2 protein-coding genes and 1 pseudogene are annotated in these 3204 nt (G+C 65.6%); all 3 read right to left on the bottom strand.

Annotated elements, in window-relative coordinates:
- Positions 1 to 1137, bottom strand: a 1137-nt coding sequence (locus AC1D00_RS33300; protein WP_477013586.1) for a hypothetical protein, incomplete at its 3' end; no start/stop codon positions are given.
- Between the two features lie 145 nt (positions 1138 to 1282).
- Positions 1283 to 1534, bottom strand: a pseudogene (locus AC1D00_RS33295) (alpha/beta fold hydrolase); the annotation flags it as partial.
- Between the two features lie 22 nt (positions 1535 to 1556).
- The gene (locus AC1D00_RS33290) at positions 1557 to 2873 is read right to left on the bottom strand and encodes an MFS transporter (RefSeq protein ID WP_404556754.1); all 1317 of its coding nucleotides are present in this window, start codon (positions 2871 to 2873) and stop codon (positions 1557 to 1559) included.
- Positions 2874 to 3204 lie beyond the last annotated feature (331 nt).

The following is a 3204-nucleotide window of genomic DNA, read 5'->3' as shown; positions in this document are numbered from 1 at the left end:
CGCCAGGCCCGTGAGGTCGATGTCAAATTTCGTGACGTCCACCTTTTCGTCCGGCATCGGCGTGGACCGCCGTACATGGAGAGAGCGGGACGCCATGATCGCCTTGACCATGTCAGGGTCGATACTGCCGCTCCACATCTCGTACTTCGCGGCTCGCACCGGAGAGCCTCCGGCTTCCTGGTCCTTGTCGGCGTCCGCGGTCATCATGATCGTACTCTTGCCGACGCTCGCCTCGTCGATCTCGCCCGCGAACATCAGTTGCACACGATTCCTGGTGTCGCAAAACATGCGCCACTCCATCGTCCGGAACGAAGAACCGCTCTCCTTCTTCATCACCGCAATCTTGCTGATGAACGGCGGCGTTGCCTTTTCCAGCTTCCACATCCCTTCGGCAAACGCTCGCGTGTCGATTCCGAAACGATAGAGCTCGGCTCGCGTCAGCATATGCAGGTTTTCGAACTTCACCGTCCGGATGAGATTGTCGAGCTCGCGGCTGATCCCCATCGCTGCGATGAATGCGACGCGGTCGCGTTCGGCATTCGCGATGCGGCGCTGCCTGTATTCCGCAACCGCCTGCGGAGCTGGATGCCCGTGAAAGACGAGGACCAGCCTGGAGTTATGGACCGCCAGCGCGGCGTCGGGAGCCACCTCGCGTGATGTCGCCCCGAGAAACAGGTAACCGCAGGCCGAGTTGCACATCGCATGGTAGGTCGTGAGCTCCGCCTCGACCTCGCCGCCGGCGGCCTTCGTCTTCAGGCATGCGGCGTCCGCCTGTGTGCCGGCGGCGCACGCGGTCGCGATCGTCCGTCCGACCCGCGCGACCGCCTTGCGACTGCGCAGCAGCCGACCGATGACGTAGGACTGCTCCACGTTCCCGCCGGGCGAATGAAGGTAGATCGGACGCTGCGTGTCGTTGACGCCGGCCAGGAAGCGGCGAATGCGTTGGCTTGCATCCCCATCGATCTCGCCCTCGATGGCGATCCAGCGGTCGCAGCCCGGTCCGCACGCGTCCGGTGCCCCCTTGGCCAGATAGATCGTCAGCTTGCGCGCAAATCCGGTTTTTTCGGCAGGCGCTTCCTCGGCACGCAGTGCGCATGGAAGCAGCATGGCCACGAGAAACAGAATACGGGCAAGCATGTAACGACTGGGCCACGCGCGGTGAAGATAGACGCTGACGTTACATGATGATCAGCGCGCGTACAACTTTCGGTGGCGTGCATGTGCGCGTTTATTGCGCCGGGCGGCGCCACGACAGCACCGCCCGGCTCACGGATCGAACGGCCTAGCGCAGCGATCTGAAGGCCGCCCGCATCTCCGTGGCGAAGAGCTGCGGCTGCTCCCACGCTGCGAAGTGGCCGCCCTTGTCGACCTCGTTGAAGTAATGGAGCGTCGGATATGCGCGCTGCGTCCATGTCTTCGGCGCGCGATAGATCTCGGCGGGGAACACGGTCACCGCGACCGGCACCGTGATCTCCGTGGTCTTCTGCGCGGCCGAGCTGAAGTTGTTGTTGTTGTTCTCCCTGTAGAACCGGCCCCAAGAGTTGCTCGAGCTGCCGTTAAGCCACCGGATCCCTGACGGCATCCGAACGGCTCCGGTCATCCGGCGCCAGCGGTGGCGCCGGCCTGGCGGGAGTGGTCTTCAGCAAGGTAGCGTCGCTTGATGTGTCCGCGCCCGGCGCGGGTCCGGCCTCGCGCGCGGCGACGATCCAGATCAGAAAGCCGAGAAGCGCGAGCGCAGCGCCGACGGGACCGGTGGAGGTCCAGCCCAGCCCTTCGCGAATGGCAAGGCCGCCCAGGAACGGGCCGAGCGCGTTGGCGGTGTTGAACGCCGAATGGTTCAGCGCAGCAGCGAGCGCCTGCGCGTCGCCCGCGACGTCCATGAGGCGCGTCTGGAGGACAGCCCCGAGCGAGACGCTGGCGCCGATCACGAAGACGTCTGCCGCGAGCAGCCAGGGATTGCCGGCCGCAAGCGGGAAGACCAGCAGCGCGACCGCTGAAAACAACAGGATGCTGCCCGCCGTCGGCATCAAGGCGCGGTCCGCGAAGCGCGGCACGAACAGATTGCCGAGCGTCGCGCCGACGCCGAACACGGCGAGAAAGACCGGAATCACCGCGGGGCTGACCTTGGTGACCTCGATCAATGTCGTCGCAAGGTAAGTATAGACGGCGAACATGCCGCCGAAGCCGATGGCGGCGATCGCCAGCGTCATCCAGACGCGGCCGCTTCTGAGGGCGCCGAGCTCTCGCAGCGGGTCCGACCTGCCGGCCTGGTCGCGCGGCGCGAACAGGGCGCAAAGCAGGACCGTGAGCAGCGCCAGCAACGACACGAGGCCGAAGCTGGCGCGCCAGCCGACCGTCTGGCCGACCAGATTGGCTAAGGGCACGCCAATGATCGTGGCGCCAGTCAGGCCGAGCATCACCTGGCCGATCGCGCGCGAGCGGCGATGTTGAGGAACGAGCGAGGCTGCGACCAGCGCGGCGATGCCGAAATAGGCGCCATGCGGCAGCCCTGCGAGAAAACGGGCCGCGATCATCCAGCCAAAGCCCGGCGCAAGCGCGGTTAGCGCATTGCCGAGCGCGAACACGGCCATCAGGACCAGGAGCTGCGTGCGCCGGGCGAAGCGCGCACCAAGCACGGCGATCAGCGGTGCGCCCAGCACCACGCCGAGCGCGTAGGCACTGATCGCGTGTCCCGCAGCCGGCTCGTCGATCCCGAGGTCGGCGGCGAAGAACGGCAGCAGGCTCATCGATGCGAATTCGGTGGTTCCGATCGCAAAGCCGCCCATCGCGAGCGAGAACAGGACGATGGCGAGGTGAGGGGGCGCGGAGGTCGTGGTCGCGCGGGGCGAGGTCGCTTGAGGCGATGTCGACATGTGTCCTGCATTGGTGGCGTCAAAGGGAACCAGCCCAGCTAACGTCGCCATCCCTGCAAGATTTGCTGTCGTACTTAAACCCGGAGCAGTCTGCGTCAACACCGGAGCCGCGATGCAAGGCCGGCCGCATATCAGCGTCCCGATTTGCGGGTGGCGATGGCGAGAGCGTGTGCAGAGCGGTGGGGGCCTGATATGATCTAGTCGCCCTTGCCGATATGTCTCGATGACTGAATTCGCGACTCCCGACTACACCAGCCATAGCGCGCTCACCGATCCCGGCACTGACGCCGCCCTGATCGGCGGCATGCCGCTGGATATTCCAGGGTTGTGT

The sequence above is a fragment of the Bradyrhizobium sp. P2_E8 genome, assembly GCF_056403875.1.
Note: the sequence above shows the minus strand (reverse complement) of the source record. Positions and strands in the feature narration are given on the sequence as shown.

Bases quoted from the DNA above. Each gene is read 5' to 3' on its own strand.
- AC1D00_RS33290 (WP_404556754.1), bottom strand. From the start codon at position 2,873: ATGTCGACATCGCCTCAAGCGACCTCGCCCCGCGCGACCACGACCTCC.